Consider the following 24,929-nt stretch of genomic DNA (forward strand, 5'->3'; position numbering starts at 1 on the left):
GATGAGTTCCAAGGACGATCCTTTCGGTCCGGCGGGCAAAACGGTCATTCGCTCCAGGCCACGGCGCGAGCAGAAATCGGCGCCAGTTGCTCAGGAACCCGTCCCAGGTGGCAAGCAGCACTCGCCGGTCAAGGATTCAACAGTTTTCGATTCCAGCGTCGGCCGGCACCCGCCACCGGGCTGGACATCCGGAACCGTGATCTATCAAGGCGAAACTCCCGGCGCAGCGGCGGGAGCAGGCTCGTTTGCGGCCACGCCAAAGCTCGCCATGCAGCAGGAAATCCTGCTCGATGCCGCCGACAGCGTCAGCTATTTTGCGGCAAACCCGATCCTCGCCGCGGCCGCGCCCCTGCTGATGCTGTTCGGCCAGCTCAGGCTTTTGCCTGTCGAAAGACAAGCGGAGCCGTTGGCGGAACACGTCGCCGATGAGCTTGAAAAGTTCGACCGGACCGTCGAAAAAGCCGGCGTTCCCGAAGAGGATGCCCGGATCGCAAAATTCGCCCTTTGCGAAACGGCTGACGATCTGATCGGCAACCTGCCTTGGCCCAAGAGTGATGACTGGGCGCAGCACAGCATGGTGTCGCGGTTCTTCCACGTCGAACCCACGGGCACGGGCTTCTTCGAAGCGCTGAACAAGGTGCTGGCCACCCCGGAGGCACATTACGATTTGCTCGAATTGATGCATGCCTGCCTGTCATTGGGGTTCGAAGGCCAGTATCGAGGCCTGGGGGGCGAAGACACCGATCTCGAACGCGTCCGACGCGACGTCCACGAGACGCTCCGCTACTTCAGGGCTCGCGCCGACGAAGAGGTCTCGCCGCACTGGCAGGGCCTGGCGGCGACAATGACGAAATCGTCGGCCCGGATGCCGCTCTGGGTCGTTGCGGCTGCTGCATCGGCGCTGCTCACAGCGGCATTCTTCACGTTGCGGGTCTTCATCACCAACGAGGGCGATGCCGTTGCCGGCCAGCTGCTGGCCCTCAATCCATCGACGCCGGTCACCATCGAACGCGCCAGCGTGGCGCCGTTGGCCGAACCGGTGAAAGTCGCCCCGCCTGTCGCCGCCACCCCCAGCCAGATCGATCGCATCCGTACCGCACTGGCCAAGGATATCGCGCGCGGCGGGCTGACCGTCGGCACGCAGGGCATGTTCATCGTGGTGGAAATCAACAATCTCCTGCTGTTCCAGTCCGGCAGGGCCGAGATAAAGCCGGAGTTTGGGCCGATAGCCGCGGACATCGCCGCCGCGCTGGAACCCGAGCCCGGACCGATCCGGATTGTCGGCCATACGGACAATATAAAGCCGCGAAAATCGAGCGCGTTCAAATCCAACTTCGACCTTTCCGTCGCCCGGGCGAAGGCGGTCGAAGCAATGATGGCGCCACGGTTCAGCCAGCCTTCGCGGATCACGGTCGAAGGCAAGGGCGAGGACGAGCCGATCGCCGACAACACGACGCCGGAAGGCCGCGCCCAGAATCGCCGTGTCGACGTGATGATCCCCAAGGAGGAGACGTTGTGAGCGCGGCCGGCTGGAAACGCCCATGACGCATTGGTTGCTGCGGATACTCAGCGTCATTGCGCTGGCCGGTTTCGCGGCAGCCGTCTGGTTTGCCGGGCCATTGATCCGCTTTGCCGACACCCGCCCGCTCGGCCCCGTCTGGCTGCGTGCCACGATCATAGGCGTCATCCTGACGATCGCGGCACTCTTCTACGGCTTCCGGTTCTGGCAAACGCGAAAGGCACAGAAAGCGCTCGAGGCGGCAATCGTCCGCAACGACGACAGGGATGGCGACTCACAGGTGCTCGAGGCCCGCATGAACGAGGCCATTGCGACGCTGAAGCGGTCGAGCCGCAAGCGCAACTTCCTCTATGATATCCCCTGGTACATCATCATCGGCCCGCCCGGTGCGGGCAAGACGACGGCGCTGGTCAATTCGGGCCTGAAATTTCCGCTTGCCGGGTCGGGTGACGCCCAGCCGGTGGCCGGTGTCGGCGGCACACGGTCCTGCGACTGGTGGTTCACCGACGAGGCGGTGCTGATCGACACCGCCGGACGCTACACAACGCAGGATTCGCACGCCGAGAGCGACAAAAGGAGTTGGCTTGCCTTTTTGGCGCTGCTCAAGAGATACCGCACCAGGCAACCGATTAACGGCGTCATCCTGGCCATCAGCCTTGCCGACCTCATAAGCCTCGACGATCAGCAATTGAACGCCCATATCGTCGAGATACGCAGCCGGCTGCGGGAAACATATGAAACACTGAAAGTCCAGTTTCCGGTCTACCTGCTTTTCACCAAGGCCGACCTTGTCTCCGGCTTCATGGATTATTTCGGCGGGTTCGACGAACCGCGCCGACGCAAGGTGTGGGGCGCGACATTCCAGACCACGGATCGCAACAAGAACATGGTCGGCGAGGCGCCGGCCGAGTTCGAGGCACTGGCAAAACGGCTGGCGGAGGAGGTCCCCGACCGACTGCAGGAAGAGACTGATCCGATCGCGCGCATATCCGTCTTCGGCTTTCCGGCGCAGTTTGGCGCGCTGAAGGGACGGATCGCCACTTTCGTCGCCAGCCTGTTCGATCCGGCCCGCAGCCAGGTGAATGTCAGCCTGCGTGGATTTTATTTTTCGTCAGGCACGCAGGAAGGAACACCGATTGACCAGGTGCTCGGCGCGATCAGCCGCAGTTTCGGCAACAATTCCTCGGCCCATCTGTCCGGCACCGGCAAAAGCTTCTTTTTGCACGACCTTCTCACCCGCGTCATTTTTGCGGAGGCCGGGTGGGTTTCGTACGACAAATCGGCTGAAAGGCGTGCGGCGATCGCCAGATATGGCGGCCTTGGCATAATCGCATTGATCGCCGCGGTGGCCCTGGGCGCCTTGGCCATGAGCTACACAGCCAACAGGTCGCTGATCGACCTCACCGCGCAGGCGATGAACCAGTATCGCGAGACAGCGGACCCGCTGCTCAAAAGCACTGAGGTTACCGATGTCGATCTCGAAAATGTCATTGGCCCGCTCGACCAGTTGCGCAATCTGCCGGCAGGGTTCGAAACCGGCGACTTGCCAACACCGGTCGAGGAGACGTTCGGCCTCAGCCAGCGGGAAAGACTTCTTTCGGCTTCCAGGACGGCATACCGGCAAGCCTTGGAGCGAACTTTCCGCGCGCGGCTATTGATCCAGGCCGAGCGGACGATCCAGGCCAAGATGGCTGACCCCGCCGCGCTCTATGAGCCGTTGAAAATCTATCTGATGCTTGGCGGCAAGGCACCGAAGGTCGACGACGCGTTGGTCGTTTCCTGGATGAGACAGGATTGGGAGCAGAACCGGTATCCGGGCGAAAACAACCGCGAGGGACGAGCGCAGCTCGAAAAGCATCTGCGCGCCATGCTTGCATTGGACGACGCCTATGATCCGGTTTTCGAACTCAACCGACCGCTTGTCGAATCCGCCCAGCGCTCGCTCGGGCGCATGAGCCTGGCCGATCGCGCCTCCGCATTGATCAAGTCGGCTACATACGCGGCGGCGCTGGACGATTTTTCTGTTTCCGCAAAAGGTGGCCCGGAAGCGCAGTTGCTGTTCGAGCGCATCGACGGCAGCGATCTGGCTGATGTTCGTGTTGCCGGCATCTACACCTATGCCGGCTTCAACGACTTCTACCTCGAGCAACTCTCGCGCATCGCGCAGATGCTGGTCGACGACCAATGGGTTCTCGGCGGTGGCGGCGAGCAAGGCGGCATCGATCAGGAACTGCTCAAGCTCGGTCCAGAACTTCTCGATCGCTACGGGAAGGAATTCACCGCGGCGTGGAACGCTGTTCTCGACGAATTGAGGTTCAAGGCGATGCTGAAGGACAAGCCGCACTATATCGCGCTTTCCGCCGCCGCGTCATCAACATCGCCGATCGACCAGCTTTTTACGGCGATAGCCGACGAGACAGCTCTGACGCAGGAAGCCGGACGCAGCAGAGCCTCCGAACTGGAATCCGGCGTGGTCGAGAACCAGCCGCAGACGTCTGCAGATATCGCCAAGGGTTTGGCGCGCATCGGCATACAGATTGCCACAGGCAAATCGCAAAGCCGCGCCGGCGCAGGGTCCTCGAGCGCACAGCACCCCGGAGCAAATATAGAAGCGCAGTTCAGGTCATTCCAGACGCTGGTGAACGGTCCTGCCGGACGCCGCCCGATCGATGCATTGACCCAGAATTTCCGTGACATCTACCAGAGTCTGCAACTGGCGGCCGATGTTCCTTCGCAGACGGAACGCGTCAACATGAATCTGCAACTGCAGGTATCCACCGTTCGCGCCAATGTCTCGCGTCTGCCCAAGCAACTCGCGCGGATGGTCAACGCGACAGCCGACGAGTTCGAGGGCAACGTCGCCGAAACCTCGGTAGCGAATCTGAACCAGATGCTCGACCAGACGGTGACGCGCGCCTGCGAAGAGGCGGTCAACGGACATTATCCCTTCGCCGGCAATGGCACCGAGGACATCGCAATGGCGGATTTCTCGAAACTGTTCGCTCCGGGCGGGCTTATGGACCGGTTCTTCGCACAGAATCTCGCATCGCTGATCGACATGACCGGCCAGGACTGGAGTTGGAAACAGGATGCGCGCTTCGGGCGCGACCTTCCGAAGTCGACCTTGAAGGACTTCCAGCGTGCTGCCGAGATCCGCAACGCCTTCTTTCCCTCCGGTGGTTCTGTCCCATCGGTGAGCGTGACCTTTACGCCGGTTTCACTGCATGGCGATGCCGATGCGGCAATACTCGACGTCGATGGCCAGATCGTTCAAAGCAACCAGGCAGGCAACACGCCAAGCACGGTGACCTGGCCGAGCGGCGGGACTTCGGCGTCCGCCAGCCTGAGCCTCATGCCGGAAATGCCAGGCCGTGAGTCCGCCATCAAGTTTGACGGTCCATGGGCACTGAAGCGATTGCTGGACAAGGCTGATATCACCAGCACCGGCGGCAATACGGAAGCCCGCTTCGTGATCGGCGGGCGCGATGTCGCCTATACGATCCAGGCCGGTTCGGACCCCAACCCCCTCCTCCTTCCCGCGCTTTCCGGGTTCAGCTGCCCAAAGGCTTTTTGAGATGGCCCTTGAGCTTTCCCGCACGGTGACGCCGCTCATGAGCAACAGGCGCTCGGACGTTGATTTCGATACTCTAATATCCGCGCCTGTGGCAAACTGGCGCGAGCGAGCGCTGAAAAAAGCGCCGCAAAGGACGCTTGCGAAGCGCTTGGTAGGAAATTGAACAATGTCGCCCTTCCCTTTGAAAGCTTCGGCGTCAGCCACAGGGGCTGTGTCCGCGAGCTCAATGAGGACAGCTATCTGGTCGAGCCGGAAACCGGCCTCTGGGTCGTGGCCGACGGAATGGGTGGACATGATGCCGGAGAAGTCGCCTCGGCCAGCATCGTCGATCACCTGGCAACGATCGGCATCGCAAGTTCAGCACCGGATCTTCGCGCGCGCTTCGAGGACCGGCTGAGCCGAGCCAATGCCGAGATCCGCGGGATATCGGAGTCTCGCGGCGTTACCATAGGCTCCACCGTCGCTGCCCTGCTGGCGATGAATGGACGGTTTGCCTGCCTGTGGGCCGGCGATAGCCGGGTCTATCTGATCCGCAACGGCTCGATCTCGCAGATTTCGAGGGACCATACCGAAGTTCAGGAACTTCTCGACAGAGGCATGATCAGCGCGGCCGAGGCGCTCACCTGGCCGCGCCGCAACGTGATCACACATGCGGTTGGTGTCAGCGACGAGATCGTCATCGATTTCCAGCAAGGCGAAATCATGCCGGGGGACATTTTCGTGTTGAGCACCGATGGGCTGACGGCACACGTCACCGACGCAGAGATCGAGGCAGCAGTGGTGTCCGCGAGACCTCAGGCGGCATGCGAAAACCTGCTGCAAACGGTGCTGGCGCGCGGCGGAACGGACAATGTCACAATTGTGCTGGTGAAGATCGGAGGCGACGGCAACGGGTTCCATCCTGATCCATCCGCGGAGGTTGGAGGCCGATGAGCGCCGACGACAAGACGCGAATATCGCCCGGCCTGGCCAACACCGCCGTCGGCACGCAACTCAGCGGCATCTACGAACTTGACGAGCGGATCGCGTCTGGCGGCATGGGTGAGGTCTATCGCGGCCACAACATCCAGACCGGCGACCACGTCGCGATCAAGATCGTCCTGCCCGAGTTCGCCCGCGACCAGACGATCCTTTCCCTGTTCCGTAAGGAAGCCTCGATCCTCAACCACCTGTCGCACGACGCGGTCGTCAGATACCATGTCTTCACGATCGATCCCGGCATCGCCCGGCCCTATCTCGCCATGGAATTCGTCGACGGTGAATCGCTGTTCGACGTCATGCGACGTGGCGCGATGCGGACGGAAGACGTGCGCAAGCTCTGCCACCGCCTTGCATCCGGTCTGAGCGCCGTGCACCAGGCGGGAGCGATACACCGCGACCTCTCCCCGGATAACATCATCCTGCCAGGAGGCCGTGTCGACCGTGCAAAGATTATCGACTTCGGCATCGCGCGATCGGCAACCATCGGCGGGGAGACCCTGATCGGCGGAAAGTTCGCAGGCAAGTACAGCTACGTTTCTCCCGAACAGCTCGGGCTGTTTGGCGGCGACGTCAGCGAGCAGTCCGACATCTACAGCCTGGGATTGGTGCTGGCCGCCGCACTGCGCGGAAAACCGATCAACATGGGCGGCTCCCAGTTCGAGATCGTTGAGAAGCGCCGAACCGTGCCGGACCTGTCCGACATCGATGCCGATTTTCGCGACATTGTCGAAGCCATGCTGCAACCGGATCCGCGGGATCGGCCGATCAGCATGGCGGATATCGCCAGGCTGACGCGTGACGACAGCGAGGAGACAACGCCTCCGCCGTCCATCAAACCCCGCGACCGGACCGGACTGCCAAGAACCGGGGGGACCGTTGCGCCCGGTTCCAAAGCCCAGGAACACGGCTTGCCAACAGCAGCGAAATCGGGGGAGCAGCGCTTCGTCCCGCATGTACGACCGGCGCATCTGTCCGAACCGCGGCCCTCGGCGGCCGCGCATCCTTCGCGCGCGGTCACCGCTGATGCTCGCGGAAAGTCTGCAAGGACCCGAACCTTCGCGATCGCTGGCTTGGCGGCGCTGGCTGTGGTGTCTGGCGCAGGCGTCTATCTGAGCGGCTTGATGACGCCTTCCACGCGGGTCGCCGGCGATACACCGCTTTTGACACCAGAAGCACCAAAGCCGGCCCCGACGGACAGCGCTGCGAGCCGGCCTGGCAATGAGCCGGCAAAGCAGATTCCATCCCAGCAGCCAAAACCGGACATCGCTACGCCGCCCGTCGACAATCAGGCCGATGCCGCGGCCAGTCAGGAGCCGGAGCCGACACAGCCGGTCAAAGTTCCCCCGCCAACCGAGGAAATCTCGGAGCCATCTGCGGTCGAGACGCAAACGCCACCCGAAGCGGCTCCACCGGCAATTCAGCCGGATGCGGTGGCCAGCGACAGCCAGCAGGCCGCTCCGCCGACCGCCGAGGTCGCACCTATAGCACCAGCCGAGAAAGCCTCGCCGCCAGCGGTCCAGCCCGATGCGGTGGAAAGCCAGAAGTCTGAACAACAGGCTGCAGAGGAAGCTAGGGCCAAGGCTGATGCCGAAGCCAGGGCCAAAGCGGAGCGAGAGACCGAAGAGGCGGCGAAAGCACAAGCCGAAGAGGAAGAACGTCGGAACGCGGAGCAGGCTATGCGGATCTTGTCGGAGACGAAGGCCAGGCTCGATGCCGAACGTAAGGCCGCGGAGCAAGCGCCAAAGGCGGAGCTTGCGCCGCAGCAACCGGCTGACAAGCCGCCGGACGACGCCACCGTCGCCTTGAATGTGCCCAGACCGGAAGCTCCGCCGGCCCCTCCCGTCGATGCGACCGCGCAACGGGTCGCCTGGGTGCGCGACTTCAGCGGCGGCGACTGTTTCTATGCGGCGTTGACGTCGGCTACCGACAAGGCTGCCGCGATCGAGGGATTTGGAACGGAGGTCCCGCCATTCGAGCGAATGATGTACGACTTCCAGGCAAGATTCCAGGTCGAACCGGACATCAGCGTCCGCCTCATTGAACCGGCCCAATGCGAAGTCACCAACTTTCTGCGCATTCTGGACCGGACGGCGGCCGACAAGCCGCAGCTTGTCCTCGATCGGACGTCGGTGCCGAGCGGTTCGCCGATCAGCGGCACGCTGGTGACGGATGGCGGCCTCATTTCCAGCGTGCTGCTGATCGACCACAAGGGTATGGCATTCAACCTCGACGATCGCATCGTGGTGCAATCGGACAAGGCCACGTTCAGCATCCCGACCGGTCTCGGCGCTGCCGACAAGGCGGCCGGCAAGCCCGTGCCGGAGATTATAATGGTCATCACAGGTCGACAGGATATTCAGGCTGCGGCGTTCCCCGAGCCAACACCAGCCTCGGTGCTGCTACCCAAAATTATCGAGGAAATCGAGACCAGCGGATCTGACTTCTCCGCAACGGCACAGTACTTCCGGCTCGGCGGGTAGCATGAACGCCCATGGACCTCCGCCGCTTGCGTTTTTCCTCCCTGCCCGCTGTCCCACCCAAAAAGCGGCGTGACTTGGTTCGAGCCCTCAAACTTGCGGTCATGTCGGGTGCGACGCTGCTGGCTCTTCTCTCGACGAACGAAGCGCGTGCCGAATTCACCGTCTGCAACCAGACACTCGACGTGGTCAATCTCGCCGTTGGCCAGAAGGTCGACAATGCGGACCAGACCGACGGCTGGTGGACCATCGGCGCAAATCAATGCGTAAACGTCATCCGCGAGGAACTGGCGAACCGCTACATCTACATCTATGCGACGGACGTCTTTGGTCACGCGATCCTAACCGGGTCGACCGAAATGTGCATCGACCGGCGGCGCTTCTCGATACGCGGCATCGATGAATGCTGGCAGCGCGGCCGTATCGCCGTGCGATTTCTAGAAGTCGATACGCTCGAACAGGTGCGGTGGACCTTCTTCCTGACCGGAAGCAATCCGTGACGCACAGTATCGATACGAGCTTCAGGCTGAAAAAGCAGGCGCGCGCGGCCCTTCGCAGACGCAGGCTGTGGCGCAGGCTCTCTGCCAGTCTGGCCGTGATTGTCCTGCTGTCGATCGCCGCCGGATTTTACCTCACCGCGGACTATTGGTCGTTCGGTGATGAAGACGAGGAGTTGCAGGCGGTCGAAGGAACGGACGATGTGCCGGCCGACGCATCGGTCTATGTGCCTGCCATTATCGATCTCGCAGGCGACCCGATGTGGATCACCCTTGCGCCCGACGCCGGCGCCGCAACGAAAGGCAAAGTGATCCCGCGCCCGGCGGAACTCGATCAGGCCGGAGTTTCTCCCCAGATCGAAATTCTGTCTGACGTGATGCTTAGCGCCAGCGAAAAATTCATGACGACGATCCCGTCCACGCAAGAAGACTTCGCATTCTTCCAGGCACAGCGACAGACCCAGGCGCAGCCATCCAGCGATTTGCAAGACGATCCTCAGCTGCTCGCGCCAGGTGAGGCTCCGGTCGCTTCCGGTCCGCAGGCGGATACCGACGACCCCGAAGCAGGCTGGGGCGAAACAATCGCTGCAGGCGAGGCAGCCCTTCCCGCCTTCCAGAAGACCCAGATCGAAAACAACACAAGCGTCGCAGTTGTCACGAGCGAATATCAGCGATTCGAGGCTACCGCAGACATTTTCGTAAAGATTCTGAACGACCGCAGTTTGGACAGCGTCGCACTGGATGCGCATTTCCCCGCCGAGGACGCCAGGCTGGCAGGCGAAGCCCTGAAGGCGCTTTTCGGTCAGGAAAGCCTTGAGCCGGGTTATGTCGTCGCGATGCGCGGTTTCAGGCCGGCGCGCGAGACGACAACCATGTCCCTGATGCAGGTTTCCATCTACGCCAAGAGCGTATTTGTCGGCACGCTGACGCGCAATGCCGCTGGTGCGTTTGTGTCGGGTGTTGACCCCTGGGTCCGCGAAGATCTGTTCAACTACTCGGGGGCACAAGCGGAAGGCACGCACAAGAGGCAATACCGACTGCTCGACGCAATCTATTCGACCGCGGCACGTAACAATGTTCCAACCGGCGTGATCGGAGAAGCGATCATGTATCTTTCCAGAGGACAGGATCTGGATGCCTTCGCCAGCCAGGACCAGCGTCTGGTGCTGATCTATTCGCAAAGGCCACGTGGCAAGGAAGAGACTGCGGGACGGGTGTTGTATGTAGGCGTCCAGGGTAGCGAAAAGAGGCTCGACTGTTTCGTCTTCCAGCAGAGCGACGGCCAGTTTGCATGCGTTAGCGGTGATGATCAGGTTCGCTCGCTGACGGTCACCAACGGCATGGTCACGCCGGTCAACGGGGTCATGACGTCCACCTTCGGCCCGCGCAAACACCCGATCCTCGGAACCGTCCGGATCCACAAGGGTGTGGATTGGGCGGCACCCCTGGGCACGCCGATTGCAGCTGCCTTCGACGGCGAAATCGTCTTTCAGGGCGATGGAAAGGGTTATGGCAATCTGGTGAAGATCTCGCACGGAAACGGGAGCGAGACGCGCTATGCGCATATGCAGAAGTTCGCGATCAAGGACGGCGTCGGCACGAAGGTGAAGGCGGGCGATATCATTGGTTATATCGGCACCACCGGCCTTTCGACCGGGCCGCACCTGCATTTCGAACTTTATCGGAGTGGCGAGGCCGTCAATCCCCTGGGCACGGTTACCACAATCGCCACGGACGATTCCGCCGTCGAAACGCTGACCGACCGTATCGTTCAGGTCGAAAGTGGCGGCAGCGCCCGCGCCAAGAACCCCCTTTCTTCAGCGACCGGCGCCGGTCAGTTCATCACAAAGACCTGGATCAGGATGATGAACACATATCGTCCCGAACTTGCGCGGACATTGTCGACCGCCGACCTGCTCGCCCTGCGCTACGACGCTACGATCTCGCGCGAGATGGTCAGCAATCTGGCGCGCGAAGGCGAGGCCTATCTTCGGGCGCGCGGCCACCAGATCACGGCCGGTCGGCTCTATCTCTGCCATTTCCTGGGAATGGAAGGCGCGCATCAAGTGTTGTCGGCGTCGGGTTCGGCGCAATTGAGCGCCGTGCTCGGGTCGGCCGTCATTCAAGCCAACCCGTTCCTCACCGGCAAGACCGCCAGCTATGTCGTGAGCTGGGCCGAACGGAAAATGGGTCGGAAGCTGAGCCAGCCAACGACTGGCGCAGGCCAGCAGACAACGACGACGCAAGTCCGCCAGACATCGCCGGAGTTCGAAAAGTACAAGCAGGCAATCACGGCCGTCATAGGCTCGGTTCAGAATACCCTTTGAACCTGGCTCCAGAGCATGATGCCGAAAAGTGTGAGCGGTTTTCGGACGACATCATGCTCTATCTCTTTGATTAGAGCGGCGCGCGGGTTTCGCCGCGTATTTTTTCGGATCCTTTGAACCAAACTGTGGCCGGGATCACATACGCCCAAGAGCCATTTTGGCAGAAGCGACTACGTCGCTGACGAAATTCAGCATGCACAGACATCAATGGTGCGCGCCAAAAGCGCGGAGGGCTGGTCCATGAAAGCATTCGCCGTCTTTCTGAGCGGGTTTGTCGCGTTCATCATCGCCTCGCTTGACGCCGAGGCTGCCACGCCCGATGCCAAACGCGTGGCGCTGGTCATCGGCAACAGCAAATACGTCCATGCCGTTGCCTTGCCCAATCCGGCCAACGATGCGCACCTCATCGCATCCACCCTGCGCAATGCCGGCTTCCAGGTGATCGAAGGGGTCGATCAAGACAATGCAGGCATGCACCGCCTCATCAGCCGGTTTACCGAGCAATCTTACGACGCCGATCTCGCCGTCGTCTTTTATGCCGGGCACGGTATGCAGGTCGACGGCAAGAATTTCCTGATACCGGTCGACGCCGAGTTGACATCGCCCGCTTATCTCAAGACCCGCACTATTCAGATCGACGACTTCATGGCAGCGCTGCCGCCCGAGCCGGCGGTCGGCGTCATTATCCTCGATGCCTGCCGCGACAATCCGCTGGCAAGGACGCTGGCGGCCTCGATGCCGAAGAGCCGCTCCACCTCGTTCGGCGCCGGTCTGGCGCCGGTTGAAGCAAAATCGGAGGGCGTTGGAACCGGCGGCATTCTGATTGCCTATGCAACCGATCCAGGCGCCATCGCTTTCGACGGCAAGGGCGTCAACAGCCCTTATTCCACGGCGCTAGCCAGGCACCTGACTGAGCCAGGCATTGAAATCCAGAGCGCGCTGACACGTGTGCGTGGCCAGGTGACCGAAACGACACAGGGTCGCCAGAGACCCTGGCACAACGCATCGCTGGGGCGCGAGGTCTTCATGGGACAATCCATTGCCCAAGCCGTGCCTGTCGTAAAACCTGTCGCCGACGCATCCGGCGCCGCAATGACCGCGACCCCCGCCCCCGCAACCAGCGAGCCTCCTTCCTGGGAGGTCGAACAGCGCCTGTGGGACGAAGCTTCGAAGCGCAATTCCGTTCCGTTCTACGAAGCCTACCTCGACCAGTTTCCCAACGGCCGCTTTGCCACGGTGGCACGGCTGAACATCGACCAGCTGAAGGAACCGAAAGCCGAAGACCAGCATGTCGCGGCAGCCGATGAGGACGAGGCGAATGCCAATTCCGGCTCGGCCGTTCGCACCTCCATTGGTGTTTCGGACGAGGCGAAGCAGACCCTGGGTACCGAGTTGACAGAAAGTGCGATCGGCCTCGATCACGAAGGCCGCATCGATCTGCAATTGCGCATCGAAGCCCTGGGCAACGAACTCGGCCGTATCGACGGAAACATAGGTCCGCAGACCCGCCAGGCTATCGGCGTCTGGCAAGCGAAGAACGGTCTGCCGCGGACCGATTTCCTGACACGCGAGCAACTGGCGTTCCTGGTGATCCAGACCGACCCGATGATGGCTACGGTGCGCGCCAGACATGCCGCAGATCAGGCTCGTGCAGCGCAGCCGAAAAAACAGGTGCAGAAGGCCCGCGCACAAAAGCCCGTGGCACAGAAAGCCCGGACACAAAAGCCGGTGGCGGCACACAAGCCTCGCAAACAACAGCAGGTCGTGCAGAAAAAGCGCTACCGCGAGGTGGTTCGACGGGACGCCCCGCCGCCGCGGGACAACAGCGACTTCCTGACCAAGGCGCTGATTTTCGGCACCGGCGTTGCGGTAGGTGGCGTGCTCAACAACTGACAAGCCTGCGTTTCAAGCCTGTTCGATATCTGAGCAAGGCCTGGCGCACACCAGCTATTCAGTCCTTATCCGCATTTCCACCCGGCGGTTGGCCGGACTGTAGGGGTCGGGGTTGCGTGGACGCGTTTCGCCCAGGCCGATTGCCTTGATGCGGGCAGCGTCGACGCCATTGGACATCAGGAAGGCGGTCACCGATTGTGCTCTTCGTTCCGACAGCCCCTCATTGTAGTGAGCCGAACCCGAAGCGTCGGTGTAGCCCTCCACGACAAAACTCAGCGTGCTCAGCCGGTTATCATTGAGCGCCTTGGCGAACTCGCCGAGTTCGGCGCGCGCAGTCGTATCGAGTTCCGCGGAATCCAGGCCGAAATTGATCAGCATGTCGAGGCTGGTTTTTTCGGCGGGCGCTTCCTTCTTGTTGCTCTTGCATTCGTCTTCGGTGCCGACACAAACCCCACGCGGCGGGCCGAATTCGCTCGCCCCTTCGAAAAACTTCACGATGTCTTCCGATTTTTGAAGCGGATCAGCGGAAGCATGCGTCCAAGAAAGCGCTACCGCCAAGACAAAAGCTGAACCCCACAACTTCACAACGGCACTCCTGTTTTGAGCATCCGATTTCGCCAACCCGGACTATACCAAATTGCGAAGCGACTGTCTGTCATAAACGTTGAGCATTTGGGCGATCAACGGCTGTTGCCACCTTGCCCTGGACAGAGGCTTGACCCGCGCCTCGTCCAGCGCTTCAGTACCAATTGTTCCCCAGGTGAAAGCGTGGTGGCCATGGCTTATGAGCTTCGATTCAAAACGGCGCGGGATCTTTTCATGGCCTGTCCCGCTGTTGCCGGGGACATGGTAGCACCTCCAACCGAACAGCCTTCAATCGAGTTTTGCCGCACTCTCCTTGCCGGACGAGTGCCCGAGGAGGCGATTACGTTCTGTGCCTATCTCCTGCCTGAGCGGGCTGCGATCTGGTGGGCGCATGAGTGCCTGAGCCACCTGACCGATCTGCTCGACAGCGGGGATCAGGAGTTGCTCGCGCTTGTTCACGACTGGGTCGGCCAACCCGATAGTCCTTACCATGACGCGGAAGTGGGCAAGGCCGCGGCAATGCCGCCGACAACGCCGGCTGCCTGGGTTGCCCTAGCCGCAGGATGGCACGGCAACGGTGCGGCTGCGGACATGGCCGCAGCATCGCATTTGCGATCATTTCCCGCCGCCCATGCGGTCAATGCGGGAGTTCTGGCCGGACTGGCGCGCGTTGCATTGGCGGACCGCTTTTCGGTCCTTTCCGCGTTTGTCGAAATGGGCATCCAGATGGCAGAAATCGAGGCGCTGCGCCAATCAGCGGATGCATGCTAATGCATCTCGCGTTTGACCGGCTTCACTTTAGGTTGTTGTTTTATGCATGTCGTGCGGCATCCCCCAACCCACGTGGTGTTGCGCAGCTTTCGTGAAAAATGAAACGGAAGCCAGCTGTGCCCCGAGATACGGCCGCTATCGGGACCATCACCAGCCGCCTCCCCCTCCCTCGCCACTGCCACCCAGGGGAGCGATGACAGGTGGCGCAGACGCCTCCTCAACCGGCTCGATCACTTTTTTCTTGACCACCCGTTTGGGAGCCGCCTTGACAACCTTCTGCTCGACAGGTGCCCTACGAACAATCTTCTGCTCGACAGGTACCCTGCGAACGACCTTCGGCGGTGACGTCTCCACCAGCGGCGTCGGTTCGGGTGGCATCAAATACGTGCAGCCTGTGAGCGCCGCAAGGACGCCGAAGAGAGTTGTTCCGATAATCGCCTGCTTCAATACTCTGCCCACCATTGCCTCCTTGTTGATCAGAACAAATCCCGACGCGGATTGGCTTGCTCCCAGACCGCCCTGGCCGCCTTGACCAGTTGCGTGTCGATAGAACCGCTTGACGGAATCTTCGACTTGAGTTCCCCACGCAGTTGCTTCAACGCAGCCGTTTTCGCCTTCGTTCCGAACTTGGCCAGCGTTGTCTGGGCGTCCGGCAGCTCGTTGCGAAGATCGAGCGCGACTGTGAATGCCAGGAAACGCACGGCGACGGCTTGGTCGGCATTGTCGCCCTTCTGCATCTCGAGGGCCGCGCGATCATATGCGCCGGATTGATCACCCCGCGCGGTCGCCAACTCGAACAGGCGTTGCGCTTCATCAAGGTTCTGCGGCACCCCAACGCCGTCTCGATACATGCGCCCAAGGCTGGCTGGAGCGTAGGGCTGGCCAAGATCGATGGCCTTCTGGAATAACGCCAGCGCCGCCTTCGGATCCTTTTCGACACCTTTGCCGCTGAGGTAGTTGCGACCGAGCAGGTTCATCGAATACATGTCCTGTCGCTCGACACCGGCATTCAAGAAAGCAACGGCGCGGACCGGATCAACGGGCGCACCATTGCGACCCTCCGTGAAGATCGCGGCGAGATCGTTCATGGCATAGGTATGCCCCATCGCTGCCGCCTTCAGCAGCAGGTCCAGCCCCTTGGCCGTGTCGCGCTGAACGCCGAGGCCGTTGAACAAGGCACGACCCCACGCCGTCATCCCATAGGGATCGCCTTTGTCAGATGCCACTGAGTAGAAGTCGTTTGCCTTCTCGGGATCGACGTCCATCCCTATTCCAGACGAGGCGATATAGCCAAGTTCGAACACGGCGCGCACGTGCCCCCTGTCGGCAGCCTGCTGGATGGCTTTCCTGGCCTGGTCGACCTTGCCCGTAGCAAGCAGCGCGCGCCCCAGCTCATAGCGGAAGCGGGCGACATCGGGATACGCCTTGACCGCGTCCTCGCAGAGCTTCACCGCGTCGGCGCCGATTTCGTTTGGCAGCAGGCCGGGAACGACGCCCTGCAGGTCGAGGGGTTCACCGGCAGCCGAGTCGCACGGATCGACGGTAGGCGATAGTTTCATCGTGGCGGGCTTGGATGCGGCGCTGCCCGCCCGGATTTCGAAGGCGACCTCGACCGTTTTGCCGGCTCCGATCTGTGGCTCATAGCGCAACCGGTCGACCTCATCGGCCATCAAGCTGGAGTCGGGCGACAGGACCCGATCCGGCAGGGAGAGCGTTCCCGTTGCCGGATAGCTCGCGACTTTCAGGCTGACCGCGGGGTCCTGTACCGGGAAATTCAGATTCAGCGGAATCGGGCCGACGCCGACCGGAATGTCGATCTCCCGGTCTTCGATCGCCTCGGCGGCACCGGCGATATGGATGCCCCGCTCCAGCACCTGCTGCTTCTGCTCGGCCTCGAGCGAGGCCATCACCTGTTCGCCCTGGGCGCCTTCGCCGTTCTTGATCCGGAACACCAGCATGCCCCTGGCTTCGCCGCCCCAATTGTCGCGTGCGGCATAGGCCAGCATGTCCATCTCGTCCGGCCCGCCTGCTCCCTTGGGGACATCCATCTGCAAACGCGGCAGGTCCTTGCCCTGGATCTGTTCTCCCGCCTCGACAACCTTGCCGTCCAGCATCAGGCGTCCGAGCGTGGGCGGTCTTTCGATGCTGACGGTGACTGTCCCGCCGTCGATCTCGACCGGTTCGGGGAGATCCAGACCGACGGGCCCGACCCCAGACAGCACGACCTTCTCCAGCACCGGCGGCAGCGATGGGCGGCTGCTGCGACGCATCAGAACGACGTCGTCGATCAGCGAAGAGTTCTCCCAGGGAACCTGCAGACCCTTTGTCGCCTCAACCACATCCCTGCGCACGGCCGACATGACGGTGCGTATCTCCTGGTTGGGGGCCAGCGCGCGACGGGCAAACGCCGACGAAAAAGGACTGAGGTCGCCGGCGCCGTCATAGGCAACCGCGCCGGGTTCGGTGGCAAACGCGATCAGCGTGTTCAGTGAGCTTCTTATTTGCGCAAGGCCGGTGCCGCTGGCGACAACAAGCTGATCCCTCAGCCAATAGTCCTTGCGCGGGAACGGGTTGTTGCGGCAGGCATCGAGAATAATCACCTGGATTTTCGACTTCGAACGCATCTGCTGCAGCACGTCGTTCAGCTTGATTGCCTGGACCTCGACGTCGGCCGGCTGTTTCAGCGAAGCGTCCACCGGGATCAGGAAATTTTCGCCGCCGATCTGAAAGCCGTGACCGGAATAGTAGACGACGGCGACATCGGCGCCATCCACGGCGGCCAGATAGTTGCGGAACTGCTCTTCGAATTGCAGTTTGGTGAGGTTGCTCGCAACGAACACCTCGAAACCAGCCTGCCGAAACGTATCGGATACGTCCACAACATCCTTGGCCGGGTTCTTGAGGGCCGAGATTTCCCGGTAGTCGGAATTGCCAATGACAAAGGCAACCCTTCGTTCGAGCGCGGACGCGTCGAAGGCCGCAAGGCTTGCGAGGATGAGGGCTACAACGAAGCCGCAACGTCGGAGCATGTCAAATCCCTTAACCGCTGTTACCTCTTGACCACAAGAATACAACTTGCGGCATCAAGGTCCGTTAGAGAGCATGCAACCTGCCGAGACACGACCCGGGAGAAACGCCGCCACGACAGCGGACAAGCCCTCACCTGATCAATTGCTAAATTACATCAGAGGTGAGGTGTCTGCAATGTATCTCACACAGGCCCGCCAAATCCTGACGGCGGCCGGCCAAGGGCGAGCGGGAAGCGTAAGCAATCCTGACAAACTGCTCCGATAGTTGAGCCAAAGCTACGTCACCGGAAAATGTCTATGATGCGTCGCGCCGATTTGCGGTATCGAATGCAAAGGCGGTACCGTGATTTGCTCGGGCCGATGGGTTCCCAAATCCTCTTGATCATAGCCAGTATGGGATCATAGCCAGTATGGGTGAAGTAAAATTGATGCAACGACCTGGAAAGCACTCCGAAAGCAGGCGGTCGCGGCGCAAGACGACGTGCATGCCACCGCTCTCCGCCTCGAGCGCGTTGCGAGATCAATTCCTGGGGAGATAGTCAATGGCTCGCAATCGGTCGCAAGAAAATCGCGCATCGCAACCCAACGATGGCGTGGTCGCCCAAGGCGACAAGCGCAACGCACAAGACATTATCGGATTAATTGTCGACCAGCAGTCACAGTTCTCCAAGACGAACCGCCGGATCGCACACGCGATTTTAAGCGAGCCGCATAGCTTTGCCGAAAAGCCCATCGAGGAGCTCACCACCTGGCTCAATGTATCGGCGCCAACCGTCACCCGGTTTTCCCGCATGCTGGGGTGTGACGGCTTAAAGGATCTCAAGCTTAAGATCATGGGGTCGGTGCGTGTCGGCATCCGTTATCTCGAACCCCAGACGCCGCCCGGATCTATCGCCGAGGTTGCGGAGCGCGTCAGCAAACGGGCACAGAAAACCATTGCGGATATGCATCACAACGTCGATCTCGAACGCGCTCAGGCGGTGGTCGACAAGATCAGTGTCTGTCACACGCTCTACGCATTCGGCAGCGGCGGCGTCTCCTCATGGCTCATCGAAGAGATCCAGAACCGCTTTTTCCGGCTGGGCATACGTGTCATTCCCTGTAACGATCACCAGATGCAATTCATGCTGGCGACAAGCGTGGAACGCACGGACGTCGTCATCTGCTGTTCGCTTACGGGCGCCAATAGCGAGCTTGAGAAGGCCGTATCCGTCGCTCGCGAATATGGAGCGATAACGATTGCCCTGACCCCAAGCGGAACACCTCTCGCCGCCGCGGTGGATGAGCTGCTGCCCATCAACGGCCCCCCCGACGAAGATATTCTGAGCCCGGCGTCAATCCGCTACGCTTACATGATCGCGATCGATATCATCTCCTACGGCGTCGCCATCGCCCGCAAGAACGCAGGCCGGGAAAAACTTCGCCGCCTCAAGCAGCAGTTGGCGATCGCCCGCGATGAGGCTCAAACCCAACCTCTGTGCGACTGACCCAAAAAGATGTCTATTTTTTGTTTTTTCGATCAAAAATCAGCTTAAAAAATCGTCACTTGCTCGGAACTGGCGGATAAATGATCCGAAAATAAAAATTTTGTTGGACAGCTCCAAAAAATTTTGCATAGTTACCCCACAGCACGAGCTTAACCGGCCTTACAGTTCGTCTTCGAGGCTGGAGATACCGAAAGTTATCTGCCGGCACAGCCGGTTGGCCGAAATCAAAAAAGCTATAACAATGGGGAACTAGCATGATTTCTTCGCTGGAACGACACCTGCTGTCCAGAAGACAGATACTGCAAGGCGCTGCGGGGCTGTCCGCTGCGGCGATGATGGGATCTCGCGCTTTCGCGGCCCCCTCCACACCGATCAGCTTCGTTGGCTGGCAGTACCAGCCGCAGATCGTCGAAGAGAACGTCAAGTCGTTCATGAAACTCTACGACGAGAACGTGAATTACGAACTCGTATCAGGCGACTACCACCCCGTGGCGGAGACGAAGCTCACCGGCGGTCAGCATATCGACATGCTGTACTCCGAGGAGAACTACATCGCCCGCTGGCACGCGGCCAACTGGATCCGCGACATCGAGAGCATGCCGGGCGTTGCCGATATCAAGGCTGGCATGTTCCCGGTCAGCGTGGAGTCGCTTTCGCTGCCAAACGGCGGGCCGCTGTGCGGGCTCCCCTACTACGCCGGCTACAACACCTTCCTCTACAACGAGGAGCATCTCGCAAAGGCCGGGGTTCAGGCGCCGGAAACCTGGGATGCCGTCCTTGATGTCTGCCGCAAGCTCAAGAAGGATGGCATATCCGAGGCGCCCTTCCACGCGATGTGGCAGCAACAATGGCCTAATATGTCCTGGTACATGTTCGCGGCATGGTATTCAGAAGGTGCCAAGGTCTTCGACGCCGACGGAAACTTCGTCGACGAGCCGGCCTTGCGCAAGATCCTGGAAATCAACCAGACTTTCTACAAGGAAAAGCTGGTCGTCGAGGACATCATGACTTTGCCCGGCGAAGGCGTGCCCAGCTACGCCTCCGGCCGCCACACTTTCATGGTCGTGCATGATTACAACCACAAGGTTGCCAATGATCCCGCCGTTTCCAAGATCGCGGGAAAAGTGCGCAACGCGATCATGCCGGGAGCGACCCGCTCGACCATGGCCTGGACGGCGGCCTATCTCATGGGCTCGCAACCCGTCGATGAGGAACGCGTGTGGAACCTGCTCCAGTTCTTCGGCGGCAAAGCCAAGGACGGCCAGTATCATGTGATCAAGCGCTGGGCGCTCGAGTTCGGCCTCGGCTCGGGCTACAAGGAGGTCATGCAGGATCCCGAGATCGTCGCCAGTTTCTCGAAATGGCGCGACCTCGATATTTCGGCCAAACAGCTCGGCATGGCGACGTCGCGTGCGATCGGCAAGGCGATCTGGTTCCCGGAATGGGATATGTTCATGATGCAGCAGGTCCAGGAATACATCCGTTCGGGCAGCTCGACCGACCAGTTGGTGGCATCGCTTGCGGCCAAGGCTTCCGAGCTGAAGGCCCAGTATCAGTAAGGCATCCGGGGTAGCCGGCGATCGGGACGGCTACCCCGTCCGTATCAACCTCCAACGACATCGCCAGACGCGGCATTGCCGGCGCTCTGGCCCAGATGATGTGCGAGGACGCATGACAACGACGCTGCTGCCGTCGCAAGGAATAGAGCCACTGGCGCATCAGCGCCGCCGCAGGATCAGCCTTCCGGCCTTTGCGTATGTCTCCGTCGCCCCGACACTGATCCTGATGGTCCTGATCGTCGGCCTGCCGCTCCTCTACAGTCTCTATTTGTCCTTCAACATCACCAATCCGATCACCAAGCGGTGGGTTTTCGTTGGCTTCGCCAATTATACGAAGATCTTCCAGAACCAGGACTTCTGGTATGCGCTCGGCCGCACGCTTTATTTCTCGGCGATTGCGGTCATCGGAACGACCGTACTCGGAACGCTAATCGCACTTGTCTTAAACCAGCGATTTGCTGGCCGCGGCTTCCTGCGCAGTGTGGTCCTTGTCCCCTGGGCCATGGCGCCTGTGTCTATCGGAGTGCTGTGGTCCTTCATCTATGCCGGCAATTTCGGTTTGTTGAACGGCTTTCTCAACGACGTCGGCCTCGGTTCATGGGGACGGGCATGGTTCGGAGAGGGCTTCCGCGCCCTCAACCTCGTGGCGTTGACCCAAGTCTGGAACCAGACGCCGTTGACGACGCTGATGCTCCTTTCCAGCCTGCAATCCATGCCGGGCAACCTGCATCGCGCAGCCATTCTCGACGGTGCGGGACCGGTCAAGCGCTTCTTCGCGATCACGCTGCCCTGGCTCAAGCCGACGCTGCTTTTCTCCACCATCATCTCGACCATCAACGCGTTCCTGGCCTTCGACATTATCTGGATCATGACGCGCGGCGGTCCGGGCGCAGCGACCACCACACTGTCCTGGCTCGGCTACATGCAATCCTTCCAGTTCCTGAAGTTCGGCGAAGGGGCCGCTCTTCTATATGTGCTGACGTTTCTCAGCCTTGCATTCGCGATCGCCTATTTCGCCTTCCTCAGCCCCAGGAAAGCCAGAACGACGGTGCCGGCCATAGCCGCTCCAGGACCGCAGACGACCAGCCGCCCGCGCCCCCCCATGGTCGTCTTGCCGGAATGGAAGCCGAAGAGGCTGATGGGCCCGATAGCCACGCGCAACACGGGCAAGTTCCTGTTCGCGCTCGCCGTTGTTGCCATTCTTGTCTGGTCTTTCCTGCCCGTCGCCGCGCTGATCCTGATCAGCCTGTCGCCGGCCACCGACCTGATCCGAACGCCTCCCTCCGTCGTGCCCTCGACGCTCACCTTCGAAAACTATCGGTCCGTGCTCATGGCCCAAGGCACGACCAGCGTGCAGGCCGCACGCGTGCCATTGTCCCTGCTCAACAGTTTCGGCATCGGCATCGTCGTCTCCGTCGTCAATGTCGCGCTCGGCACCCTGGCTGGCTACGGTTTTGCCCGCTACGCCGGACATCGCTTCTTTGCCGTCAGCCTCTGGGCGCTTCTTCTGACGCGTATGGTTCCTGCGCTGACGCTGGTTCTGCCATTCTTCGTCATTTTCCGGACGCTCGGGCTCATCGACACCCATCTCGGTCTGGTGATCGCATATTCGACGATCCTGATGCCGCTTGCCGCCTGGATGATGAAGACCAGTTTCGAGACCGTGCCCCTCAGCCTGGAGCGCGCGGCACAGATCGATGGCTGCAGCCGCTGGACGATGTTCCGCAAGGTTCTGGTACCTGTGGTGCGGCCGGCTATCGTCGCGGCGCTGATCTTCTGCTTCCTGGTGTCCTGGAACGAGTTTCTCTTTGCAATGATCCTGACCTCGACCCCCAAGACGCAGACAATACCGGTCGTCATCGCAGGCTTTCTCAACCAGGCGCGCTTCTATGAGTATGGGCCGCTTTTTGCCGCCAGCGTGCTTGCCATCCTGCCGCCCGTGGCGGTCGCCTTCTTCTTCCAACGTTACCTCGTCCAGGGTGCGCTTTCCGGCGCGGTCAAGGGCTGAAAGGAGATTCGAGCATGGCATCGATCGAAATTGCCGGCCTCAACAAGCGGTTCGGGACCATGGCTGTTTTGAAAGGACTCGATCTCTCGATCAACGACGGCGAGTTCATCTCCTTCCTCGGACCGTCGGGATGCGGGAAATCGACCTTGCTGTTTTGCATCGCCGGCCTGGAGGATATCGACGAGGGATCCATCCGCTTCGACAACAAGGAGATTTCGGATCTCGGACCGCGCGAACGCAACATCGCCTTGGTCTTCCAGGATTACGCGCTCTATCCGCACATGACGGTGCGCGAAAATATCGCTTTTCCACTGCGCCAGCAGAAACTGGACGAGGCGACCGTGGACAAGCAGGTTGCCTGGGCCGCCGATGTCCTGGGCATCGAGGCCCTTCTCGACCGACCGCCGGCGGCGCTTTCCGGCGGCCAGCGCCAGCGCGTCGCCGTTGGCCGCGCGATCGTCAGAAACCCTTCGGTACTTCTAATGGACGAGCCCCTTTCCAATCTCGATGCGTCGCTGCGCGTGCGCATGCGCACCGAGATCCGGCGCCTCCAGAAGGCGCTCGGCATCACCGTCATCTTCGTTACGCACGATCAGGAGGAGGCCATGGTGCTGTCCGACCGGATCGCCGTGATGAAGGACGGCGTCGTGCAGCAGTTCGCACCGCCGATGGAGGTTTATTCCGAGCCAGCCAACCAGTTTGTTGCCGGGTTCATCGGCAGCCCGCAAATGAACTTCTTGCCCGCCAATCTGTGTGGCGGCAGTTCCGATCAGATCCTCGGCGTGCGTCCACACGACCTGAAGCCGGCGGCTCGCGGCAATGGCGGCCTGACGCTGTCCGGCGAGCTTGTGCTCATCGAACCGGCCGGGCCTTTCCAATTCCTCGACGTTTCGATCGCCGGGCATGTCGTCCGGGCAACCTGTAGCGACGCGTCCGGCCTGTCTGCCGGCCAAAGCGTCATCCTTAGCGCGCGAGCGGAAGCCGTTCGTTATTTCGCCGCGGACGACGGCACCCGTATCAACCAGCAATTCTTGGAAACCGAAAGCCGAATTCATGCCGTATGAGCTCGTTTTAAAAAATGGCCGTGTGATCGATCCCTCCCAGGGCATCGACCGCATCACCGACGTCGCCTTCGCCGGCGGAAAGGTCGCCGCGCTTGGGGACGGCCTTTCCGGCACGCAAGAACGAAACGTCTCCGGCTTGATCGTGACGCCCGGCCTGATCGATCTGCACACGCATGTCTACTGGGGCGGAACGTCGCTTGGCGTGGACCCCGACTCGTTTGCCCGAAAGAGCGCGGTTTCGACCTGCGTCGATACAGGAAGCGCGGGACCAGGAAATTTTCCGGGATTTCGCAAGCATGTGATCGAGCGCAGCACCGCCCGTATTCTCGTTTATCTGCATATCTCCTTCGCCGGCATCTATGGGTTCGCAAAGAATTTCATGATCGGCGAAAGCCATGACATGCGGCTTCTTGCAAGCCGCGAAGCGGTCGAGATCATCAACGCCAACCGCGACGTCATCATCGGCGTGAAAGTGCGCATCGGGCGCCATGCTTCCGGCCCTGCCGGCATCCAGCCTCTCGATGTCGCCCTGCAGGTCGCCGATGAGACGGGCCTGCCGCTGATGGCCCATATCGATGAGCCGCCGCCATCCTACGAGGCCGTTGTCTCGCGCCTGCGCGCCGGCGACGTGCTGACCCATTGTTTCCGACCCTTCCCCAATGCACCCGTCGACGGCAGGGGCAAGATCAAGCCGGAAATCCTTGAGGCAAGGCAACGCGGCGTTCTTTTCGATATCGGCCACGGGATGGGCTCCTTCTCCTGGAAGTCCGCACGCGCAATGCTGGCGCAAGGTTTCCAGCCGGACACCATCTCCTCCGATGTCCATGCGCTGTGCATCGAAGGCCCGGCCTACGACCAGGTCACGACGCTTTCGAAATTCCTGGCGCTCGGCATGTCGATCAACGACATCATCGCAGCCTCGACCGTCAATGCGGCCAAGGCGTTGCGGCGCCCTGAGCTTGGAACGTTCAAGATCGGCTCGGCCGGGGACGCGAGCATCCTCGAATTGCGCAGCGGTGCGTTTTCCCTCGAAGACACGCGTGGCGAGATCGTCGTCGCGCCTGAACGTATCTTTGCCGCCGGTCTGGTCATTGCCGGCCAGGATATCGGCACCGACGATCAAACGCTCGCAGCAGCGGCTGAATAGGGAGATCTGAA

16 protein-coding genes are annotated in these 24,929 nt (G+C 61.0%); 13 read left to right on the forward strand and 3 right to left on the reverse strand.

The genetic code is table 11. The features are described from left to right. Position 1 precedes the first annotated feature (1 nt). The 7 genes from tssL (at position 2) to AC0L2H_RS15900 (ending at position 13,268) form a co-directional block, all read left to right on the forward strand. The gene (tssL, locus tag AC0L2H_RS15870) at positions 2-1,519 is read left to right on the forward strand and encodes a type VI secretion system protein TssL, long form (RefSeq protein ID WP_473591112.1); all 1,518 of its coding nucleotides are present in this window, start codon (positions 2-4) and stop codon (positions 1,517-1,519) included. A 22-nt stretch (positions 1,520-1,541) separates the two neighbouring features. After that, positions 1,542-5,093 carry a type VI secretion system membrane subunit TssM gene (tssM, locus tag AC0L2H_RS15875; protein ID WP_473591113.1) on the forward strand — a complete coding sequence of 1,184 codons (3,552 nt, stop codon included), beginning with the start codon at positions 1,542-1,544 and terminating at the stop codon, positions 5,091-5,093. 159 nt (positions 5,094-5,252) lie between these two features. Next, positions 5,253-6,026: a PP2C family protein-serine/threonine phosphatase gene (locus tag AC0L2H_RS15880; RefSeq protein WP_473591114.1), complete on the forward strand. Its 774-nt coding sequence runs from the start codon at positions 5,253-5,255 to the stop codon at positions 6,024-6,026. Further along, positions 6,023-8,554 (forward strand): serine/threonine-protein kinase, encoded by a 2,532-nt coding sequence (locus AC0L2H_RS15885; protein ID WP_473591115.1) that lies wholly within the window; start codon positions 6,023-6,025, stop codon positions 8,552-8,554. Before AC0L2H_RS15880 ends, AC0L2H_RS15885 begins: the two co-directional genes overlap by 4 nt. A 101-nt stretch (positions 8,555-8,655) precedes the next feature. Then, on the forward strand, positions 8,656-9,051 hold the full coding sequence (locus tag AC0L2H_RS15890; protein WP_473591286.1) for a DUF1036 domain-containing protein: 396 nt from the start codon (positions 8,656-8,658) through the stop codon (positions 9,049-9,051). After that, entirely contained in the window at positions 9,048-11,375 is a 2,328-nt protein-coding gene (locus tag AC0L2H_RS15895) for a M23 family metallopeptidase (RefSeq protein WP_473591116.1), read from the forward strand. Before AC0L2H_RS15890 ends, AC0L2H_RS15895 begins: the two co-directional genes overlap by 4 nt. 240 nt (positions 11,376-11,615) lie before the next feature. Next, positions 11,616-13,268, forward strand: coding sequence for a caspase family protein (locus AC0L2H_RS15900; protein WP_473591117.1), 1,653 nt, complete (start codon positions 11,616-11,618; stop codon positions 13,266-13,268). Between the two features lie 54 nt (positions 13,269-13,322). On the opposite strand, the gene AC0L2H_RS15905 is transcribed toward AC0L2H_RS15900, so the two are convergent. Next, positions 13,323-13,853 carry an OmpA family protein gene (locus AC0L2H_RS15905; RefSeq protein ID WP_473591287.1) on the reverse strand — a complete coding sequence of 177 codons (531 nt, stop codon included), beginning with the start codon at positions 13,851-13,853 and terminating at the stop codon, positions 13,323-13,325. Positions 13,854-14,045: 192 nt separating this feature from the next. Between AC0L2H_RS15905 and AC0L2H_RS15910 the strand changes: the two genes are divergently transcribed. Beyond that, a complete protein-coding gene (locus AC0L2H_RS15910; RefSeq protein ID WP_473591288.1) occupies positions 14,046-14,624 on the forward strand; it encodes a DUF6931 family protein in 579 nt (192 codons plus the stop codon). A gap of 147 nt (positions 14,625-14,771) precedes the next feature. On the opposite strand, the gene AC0L2H_RS15915 is transcribed toward AC0L2H_RS15910, so the two are convergent. Together AC0L2H_RS15915 and AC0L2H_RS15920 are read right to left on the reverse strand one after the other, a co-directional pair. Continuing rightward, positions 14,772-15,086: a hypothetical protein gene (locus AC0L2H_RS15915; RefSeq protein WP_473591118.1), complete on the reverse strand. Its 315-nt coding sequence runs from the start codon at positions 15,084-15,086 to the stop codon at positions 14,772-14,774. Between the two features lie 14 nt (positions 15,087-15,100). Continuing rightward, the gene (locus AC0L2H_RS15920) at positions 15,101-17,653 is read right to left on the reverse strand and encodes a caspase family protein (protein WP_473591119.1); all 2,553 of its coding nucleotides are present in this window, start codon (positions 17,651-17,653) and stop codon (positions 15,101-15,103) included. 542 nt (positions 17,654-18,195) lie between these two features. Here AC0L2H_RS15920 and AC0L2H_RS15925 point away from each other — a divergent pair. From AC0L2H_RS15925 to AC0L2H_RS15945, 5 genes are all read left to right on the forward strand, one after another. Beyond that, positions 18,196-19,140: a MurR/RpiR family transcriptional regulator gene (locus AC0L2H_RS15925; protein WP_473591120.1), complete on the forward strand. Its 945-nt coding sequence runs from the start codon at positions 18,196-18,198 to the stop codon at positions 19,138-19,140. Positions 19,141-19,394: 254 nt separating this feature from the next. Next, entirely contained in the window at positions 19,395-20,699 is a 1,305-nt protein-coding gene (locus AC0L2H_RS15930) for an ABC transporter substrate-binding protein (protein ID WP_473591121.1), read from the forward strand. 112 nt (positions 20,700-20,811) lie between these two features. Further along, a complete protein-coding gene (locus AC0L2H_RS15935; protein WP_473591122.1) occupies positions 20,812-22,707 on the forward strand; it encodes an ABC transporter permease in 1,896 nt (631 codons plus the stop codon). A gap of 14 nt (positions 22,708-22,721) precedes the next feature. Beyond that, the gene (locus AC0L2H_RS15940) at positions 22,722-23,771 is read left to right on the forward strand and encodes an ABC transporter ATP-binding protein (protein WP_473591123.1); all 1,050 of its coding nucleotides are present in this window, start codon (positions 22,722-22,724) and stop codon (positions 23,769-23,771) included. Continuing rightward, a complete protein-coding gene (locus AC0L2H_RS15945; protein ID WP_473591124.1) occupies positions 23,761-24,918 on the forward strand; it encodes an amidohydrolase/deacetylase family metallohydrolase in 1,158 nt (385 codons plus the stop codon). The genes AC0L2H_RS15940 and AC0L2H_RS15945 overlap by 11 nt, the downstream gene beginning before the upstream one ends. Positions 24,919-24,929: the final 11 nt, after the last annotated feature.

The organism is Mesorhizobium sp. WSM4871 (genome assembly GCF_055811295.1).